The following is a 6,255-nucleotide window of genomic DNA, read 5'->3' as shown; positions in this document are numbered from 1 at the left end:
ACGTGCTCGGTCGCCAGTGACAAGGCCGTGAGGTCATGTCCGTGGCCGCGTGCCGAAGACTGCACGCGAAGGTCCAGCATGGGAGAACTGGTCAGGTCCTCGAAGCGGACGAAGCCAATGCGACGGCCGTCGTCCTCCTCGATCCACCAAGTGTCGCTGTCCTCGTCTCGATAGCGTCCGGCATCAATGGCTCGTGTCGCCTGTTCCCGGTCGACGCACGAGCGCACGCGGAACGGCCAGTCATTGCTCGTGAGGAACTCGATCAGGGCGTCCCGATCAGCACCGGTTGGGTCCATTCTCGCCAGGCTGATCGTCATGCCCAGAAGTTACCCTGCGCAGCAATCCCGGCCATCCGACACCGCAATCACCTGCCGCGAGTCCTTGGGGTCTGTTCCTGGTTCTCCGATGCGCCGTCGACCTCGCTGGCCGAGAACTGCTCAGCAGGAATTGAACTGATGAGTTCCGAGTCCCGGTGCAGGTCGATGGGTGCCGTCATGCCCGTTCGTCACGCCTCGGCGAAGCGAGCATCTACGGGAGCTCAGGCGCGCAGGCCGTCCAGGATGCGTAGGTAGTCGTCGACCATGGCCGTCTGGGAGAAGTGCTCGGCGCGGCGACGCACGGCAGCGCGGTCCATGCCCACGGCGCGCCGGATCGCCTCGGGCAGGCCTTCGGCGCCGTCGGCCATCGCTCCCCCGTCCGGCCCGACCAGCTCGGGGACGGCGCCACGGGCCAGCGCTGCGACGGGCGTGCCGCAGGCCATCGCCTCCAGCGGCGCCAGGCCGAAGGGCTCCTCCCACAGCGGCGTGCAGCAGAAGGCGGAGCTGCGTCCCAGCAGGGCGGCCAGCTGGTCGTGCGGCAAGTGGCCGAGATGGCGGACGCGACCTTCCGAGACGCTGATCCGGGGCTGGATCTGCTCCTCGAAGTAACCCTGGTTGCTGATCGGGCCGGCTACCTCCAACCGCATGCCCGCGGCCATCGCAGCGTCGATGGCGACGTGCAGACCCTTCTCGGGAGTGATCCTGGCCGACCATGCCAGCGGCGCGTCGGCATCGACATCGAGCACCGAGGGCCACTGGTCCAGGTCGATCCCGTTGGGCACCACCCCGACCGTGACCTCGGGCAGCACCTCGCGCCAGCCGACCGCATTGGATTGCGAGACGCTCACCCAGGCATGCCGCGGACCGGGCGCCCAGCCAGGACGCTCGACAAGCGCATTGACGCGCTCCAGCGTCGCCGGGGTGTGCAGCACGGTGAGCATGGCGGTCTCGGCCATCTCGACATAGGGCACGGGGTTGAGGCAGTTGTTCAGCACCACGTCGTTCTGTGCCGATGCGGCGGCGCAGGCCCGCCGGGTGGCCTCGTCGACGATGATCTCGTCGTCCTGGTTGCCGGGGCGCCAGGTGAAGCCTTCCTCCAGCATGGCGACGACCCGCACCGACGGCTCGGCCAACCGGCTGCCCTGCTTGGCGTAGAGGCTCACCTGGTGGCCACGTCGCGCCAGCGCCTCGCAGGTCTGGGCCGTGTGGGCCTCGAGCCCGCCAAGGTAGGGCTGGCCAATCGGGTGGTGCAGGTGGGCCAGGACTCCGATCCTCATCGTCGAGGCCTCGGCACGCTGGTGGGAATGTGGGTCACAGGGTGAATGTACTCTCGAATCATGCCGACGACATCCGTGCTGGTGCTCACCCACGATCGAGACGAACACCTGCTGCGACAAGCGGATTCACTGCAACACACCCAGGGGTGTGATGCGGCTGCCGGACGTGGCTGGGACGAGGTCGTGGTGACTTTCGTGAACCAGGACACCGAGCCCTGGGAGTTCCCCCCGGATGGTGTTCGGACGCAACATCTGGAGGCCGAGGGGCTGGCGCTGGCTGCTGGCCGCAATGCCAGCGCCCGTGCGGCCCGCGCCCAGGACGAGGACGTGCTGGTCTTCCTCGACGTCGACTGCCTGGCCGAGCCGACAACGGTGGCCACGCTGGCAGCCGACTGCCGACCGGGACGCCTGGTGATGGCCTCCCCCTGCTACCTGCCACCGGGCTGGGCGCCGCCAAGTGACCCGTCATCGGTGGCGATCCCCCACCCGTCCCGTGAAGGTCTTGGAAGCGGACCCAGCGCGGACTGGCACATGTTCTGGTCGCTCGGTTTCGCGATCACGGCGGGTGACTTCTGGCGGGTGGGCGGCTTCGACGAGGACTACCGCGGCTACGGCGGCGAGGACACCGACTTCGCCTTCCGGTGCCGCGATGCCGGGATGCACTTCTTCCTGAGCCCGGCCCGCGTGCTGCACCAGGCCCATGCGGTGCATCGCCCGCCGCTGCACCACTTCGCCAGCATCGTCACCAATGCCCGACGCTTCCACCAGCGCTGGGGACGCTGGCCGATGGAGGGCTGGCTGGATGCCTTCGCCGCCCGGGGACTGTTGCGCATCGACGGCGACGAGCTCGTCGTGCTGCGTGAGCCCACCGTCGACGAGGTCGCGGCCACCCACCAGCCCACGGCACGGTTCTGAGTGCGCTGAGCGCGTAGCCAGCCCACCCCCTGTGGTGGAAAGGATTCCCGGCCCGTCTGGTTAGCGTGGAGGTGCGACCCCAGGTCGCGACGGCAACATCCACACAGGCCTCGCCGGGCAGCCCAACCGGGCAGTCAGCCCAGCGGGGCCCCATGAGAGGAGCCACCCATGACCGAACTGATCGCCACCTACCTGCAGGACCACCACGCCGGGTCCGCCGCCGGCGTCGATGCCTTCGACCGCGTCGCCGAGGGCCACGGTGACCCGGAGGTGCGCGCCGCCGTGGCACGCATCGCCGAGCAGGTCCGCGAGGACCAGAAGAGCCTCGAACAGATCATGGAGCGCGTCGGCTCCACCGTCTCCACGCTGAAGGATGCCGGCTCCCGACTGGGAGAGAAGGCGGCGCGCCTCAAGCCCAATGAGCGCGCCATCGCCCGCTCTCCGCTGTCAGACGTCGTGGAGCTGGAGGCGCTGATGCTCGCCGTCCACGGCAAGCTCGTCGGCTTCGAAGCCCTCCGCGACCTGCACGACCCCCGCCTGGACCAGTCCCAGCTCGACGAACTGATCGAGCGCGCCGCCTCCCAGGAGGCTGAGCTGGGTGAGCTGCGCAAGCGCCAGCTGCCCAAGCTGCTGCAGGAGTGATCCCGAGGGCCTGAGGGTTCAGGGCCGCAGGCTCCAGCCGCGCGAGACCATCGCCTCGCGCAGGCTGGCGGCCTCGCGGGGGGCGACGTCGACCGCCAGGAAACCAACCTTGCGCTCGCTGTCGTGCTCGATTGCCAGGTCCTCGACGTTGATGCCCTCGCCGCCAATGTCGGCGAAGAGCCGCGCCAGGGCGCCGGGGGCGTCGGGGATCTCGATGACCACCTGCTCCCAGTCGACGGGCAGGGCGCCGTGCTTGCCCGGCAGGGTCCTGGCGCCCTGCCGGCCGCGGGCCATGAACTCCTCGAGCCGGGGCGGGTCGTCCAGGATGCTCAACAGCTCGTCCAGGTCTCGACGGATCCCGTCCAGCTCGGCCCGCACCGCCTCGGAATTGGCGCTGATGATCTGGCGCCACAACACCGGATCACTGCCCGCGATCCTCGTCACGTCCCGGATTCCCTGGCCCGCCAGCTGCAGATGGGGTTCGGGCACCTCGCGCAGGTTGCCGGCGGTCAGCGTGCTCATCAGCTGCGGCACGTGGCTCACCTGGGCCACGGCCTCGTCATGGTCGTCAGCCGCCATCTCGACGATGCGGGCGCCGCAGGTGCCGGCCAGTTGCCGCACCACCTCGACATGCTCCGGGTCGTTCTCGTCCCGCGGGCAGACCACCCAGGTGCGGTCGACGAACAGCTCACCGCTGGCCGTCAGCGGCCCGGCGTGCTGCGAGCCCGCCATCGGATGCGAGCCGACATAGCGCGACAGGTCGGCGCCGGAAGCGCGCAGCTTGTCCAGCACGGCCCCCTTCACGCTGGCGACGTCGGTCACCACGGCCCGCGGGGAGAGCTCCAGAGCCTCCAGCACCTCCTGCACCACGGCACTGGGCGGGGTGGCGACGACCACCAGCCGGATCGTCGCGGTCTGTGGGTAGTCCACCAGACCAGCGCCCAGGCCGGCGGCCACGACGGCGTGCACATTGCTGGCATCCACCAGGTGTACCTGCTCGCCGGCTGCGGTCAGCGCCATGCCGATGGAGGCGCCGATCAGTCCGGCCCCGATCACCACGACCGGGCCGAGGCTCCCCTCCACCGGAACCAGGTCTGCGCCGCCGTCGAGCCCACCGGCGGCCGGGCTCACTGGCCACCCTTCTGGACGAAACCGTGCACGTACTCGGCGGCATTGGTCTCCAGCACGCCGTCGATCTCGTCGAGCAGCGCCTCGAAACCGTCGTCGGTGCGCTGTTCGCCCTGCTGCTGCACCTGCCCGGTCTCGGGATCGGTGCCGTCGCTGCTTCCGGGGCGCTGGATGCGTTGCTGCTCGCTCATGCCCGCCAGCCTAACGAGTCGAACAGGCTGGTCAGCTCGTCGATGGTGGTGGTGGACGCGATCCGGTCGTGCCACTGGGCCGCGGTGCCGTCGAAGGGTTGCACCAGCTGCAGGCTCCGTTCTCCTTGCGGGGTGGCCAGGACGATCCGGTCCCAGCTGGCGGCGACGACGTGGGTGCCGAATCGTTCCAGCAGGGTGCCGCGCAGCCAGGCGCGTGTGGTGACCGGCGGCCGGGTGGTCGCAGCGGTGACGTCGCCGTCGTCGACGATCGTCTGGACCGCACCGCTGGACTCCAGCCGGGCGAACAGTCCGTCGGTCAGGTCGGCGTAGCGCAGGTCGAGGGCCTGCAGCCGCGGATCGTCCCAGCCGAATCCGTGGCGCTGGCACAGGCCCTGCAGCAGGCGCAGTTTCACCACCCAGTCGAGCCGGTCTGCACAGCGCATCGGATCGACGGCCAGGTCGTCGAGGATGCCCCGCCAGTGGCGCTGCACGAGGGCGTCGTCCTCGCTGGAGAGGTGCTCCTCGGTGGCGTGGGCCCACAGCTGCTGCAGCTCGACGGCGGTGCGGGCCGTGCCGTCGGTGCAGGGCTGGCGCACGGTGCAGCTGGGGTCGTGGCTCCACGCCCTCATCGCCGCCACCGGATCGACGGGCTGGGGCAGGCGGGCTCCGGCCGTGATCGCGCGCAGGGCCAGGGAGGCCGAGCCGATCGTGACCAGGGTCGCCACGTGGCAGAGGTTGGCGTCGCCGGTGATGACGTGCAGGCGGCGGTGGGTGGCGCGGTCGGCGTGGGGTTCGTCGCGGGTGTTGATGATCGGGCGACGCAGGGTCGTCTCCAGCCCGACGAGCCGTTCGAAGAAGTCGGCGCGTTGGCTGGTCTGGAAGCCGGGCCGCTCCCCCGCCTCCCCGATCCCGACCCGCCCGGCCCCGTTGACCACGACGCGGCTGGCCAGGAAACCGGGGAACTGCTCGACGATGGTCTCGAAGGGAAGGCTCCGGGGCAGCAGGTGGTTCTCGTGGCGGCCGTAGCTGCGGCCCTTGTTGTCGGTGGTGTTCTTCACCAGGTGGATCGCCAGGCCGGTGCGCTGGCTCGCGGCCCGGGCGGCGGCGGTGTGCAGCTGGTCGCCGGCGCGGTCCCAGACCAGCGCCTCGGTGGCGGTGGTGACTTCGGGCCCGGACCATTCGGGGTGGGCGTGGTCCACATAGCTGCGGCCACCATTGGCCAGCAGGCGATTGGCGACCGTCACCTGGTCGGTGAGCAGGTCGGGGTGGGCGATGTGGCGCGGCAGGACCGTGCCACGAGCGTCGACCAGGGGCTGCTCGTCGGCCAGGGAGAAGCTCGTGCCGGCCGCATCCACCGCCGCGATCACCGCCTCGGACAGGCTGATCGGGTCGGGCTGCGCCTCGCCGGGTGCGAGGCCCGTGACGACCACGCCGTACTCGGTCTCGAGGCCCATGATGCTCATGCCTGCGACAGTATCCGGCCCCTCGTCCACAAACCTCACTGTGGGCGGGCGATGGTGCAGATGCTGCACCATCGGCACTTCTCACGGTGGTTTGTGGATGGGTGCTCGATAGGGTGGGCCCATGACGAAGCAAGTTGCGCTGGCGATCGACATGGTGCTCGTGGTGGTCTTCTCGATCATCGGGGTCCTCAGCCACGACGGGGACCTGGCGAACCGCCTTGTCCCGGTGGCCTGGCCCTTCCTGCTGGCCTGCGCCGTGGCCTGGGCGATCCTGCTCCTGCGCCGCCGTCCGGTCGGGACCGTGATGGCCGGTGTCTTCGTC

The 6,255-nt window shown here is 70.0% G+C and carries 8 protein-coding genes; 3 read left to right on the top strand and 5 right to left on the bottom strand.

Annotated features, from left to right (window positions below; translation table 11 throughout):
* The coding region (locus tag ACHFFZ_RS15135) for a hypothetical protein (RefSeq protein WP_394277429.1) at positions 1-317 on the bottom strand (317 nt) is incomplete at its 3' end.
* Positions 318-538: 221 nt separating this feature from the next.
* A complete protein-coding gene (locus tag ACHFFZ_RS15130) occupies positions 539-1,594 on the bottom strand; it encodes a glycosyltransferase (protein ID WP_394277428.1) in 1,056 nt (351 codons plus the stop codon).
* Between the two features lie 60 nt (positions 1,595-1,654).
* Here ACHFFZ_RS15130 and ACHFFZ_RS15125 point away from each other — a divergent pair, with 60 nt between their 5' ends.
* Both ACHFFZ_RS15125 and ACHFFZ_RS15120 read left to right on the top strand, forming a co-directional pair.
* The gene (locus tag ACHFFZ_RS15125) at positions 1,655-2,509 is read left to right on the top strand and encodes a glycosyltransferase family 2 protein (protein WP_394277427.1); all 855 of its coding nucleotides are present in this window, start codon (positions 1,655-1,657) and stop codon (positions 2,507-2,509) included.
* Between the two features lie 168 nt (positions 2,510-2,677).
* On the top strand, positions 2,678-3,151 hold the full coding sequence (locus ACHFFZ_RS15120; RefSeq protein ID WP_394277426.1) for a DUF892 family protein: 474 nt from the start codon (positions 2,678-2,680) through the stop codon (positions 3,149-3,151).
* Between the two features lie 18 nt (positions 3,152-3,169).
* Here the strand turns inward: ACHFFZ_RS15120 and ACHFFZ_RS15115 are convergent, their stop codons facing one another.
* Genes ACHFFZ_RS15115 through ACHFFZ_RS15105 form a run of 3 tightly spaced genes read right to left on the bottom strand, consistent with a single transcriptional unit; the run spans position 3,170 to position 5,933 of the window.
* Positions 3,170-4,243: a prephenate dehydrogenase gene (locus ACHFFZ_RS15115; RefSeq protein ID WP_394277430.1), complete on the bottom strand. Its 1,074-nt coding sequence runs from the start codon at positions 4,241-4,243 to the stop codon at positions 3,170-3,172.
* Between the two features lie 35 nt (positions 4,244-4,278).
* The gene (locus tag ACHFFZ_RS15110) at positions 4,279-4,470 is read right to left on the bottom strand and encodes a ubiquitin-like protein Pup (RefSeq protein ID WP_394277425.1); all 192 of its coding nucleotides are present in this window, start codon (positions 4,468-4,470) and stop codon (positions 4,279-4,281) included.
* Positions 4,467-5,933, bottom strand: a complete 1,467-nt coding sequence (locus ACHFFZ_RS15105) for a proteasome accessory factor PafA2 family protein (protein WP_394277424.1) — start codon at positions 5,931-5,933, stop codon at positions 4,467-4,469. The genes ACHFFZ_RS15110 and ACHFFZ_RS15105 overlap by 4 nt, the downstream gene beginning before the upstream one ends.
* A gap of 121 nt (positions 5,934-6,054) precedes the next feature.
* Between ACHFFZ_RS15105 and ACHFFZ_RS15100 the strand changes: the two genes are divergently transcribed.
* Positions 6,055-6,255: DUF3054 family protein (locus tag ACHFFZ_RS15100; protein WP_394277423.1), on the top strand; the 201-nt coding region annotated here is incomplete at its 3' end.

Origin of the sequence: Luteococcus sp., assembly GCF_043424415.1 — a bacterium.
Classification (GTDB): Bacteria; Actinomycetota; Actinomycetes; order Propionibacteriales; family Propionibacteriaceae; genus Luteococcus.
The sequence above is the reverse complement of the archived record's forward strand: the minus strand, read 5'-3'. Positions and strand labels throughout refer to the sequence as shown.

Excerpts from the sequence above, each read along its gene's own strand:
- ACHFFZ_RS15130 (WP_394277428.1), bottom strand. The coding sequence starts at position 1,594 with ATGAGGATCGGAGTCCTGGCCCACCTGCACCACCCGATTGGCCAGCCC.
- ACHFFZ_RS15125 (WP_394277427.1), top strand. The coding sequence starts at position 1,655 with ATGCCGACGACATCCGTGCTGGTGCTCACCCACGATCGAGACGAACAC.
- ACHFFZ_RS15120 (WP_394277426.1), top strand. The coding sequence starts at position 2,678 with ATGACCGAACTGATCGCCACCTACCTGCAGGACCACCACGCCGGGTCC.
- ACHFFZ_RS15110 (WP_394277425.1), bottom strand. The coding sequence starts at position 4,470 with ATGAGCGAGCAGCAACGCATCCAGCGCCCCGGAAGCAGCGACGGCACC.
- ACHFFZ_RS15105 (WP_394277424.1), bottom strand. The coding sequence starts at position 5,933 with ATGAGCATCATGGGCCTCGAGACCGAGTACGGCGTGGTCGTCACGGGC.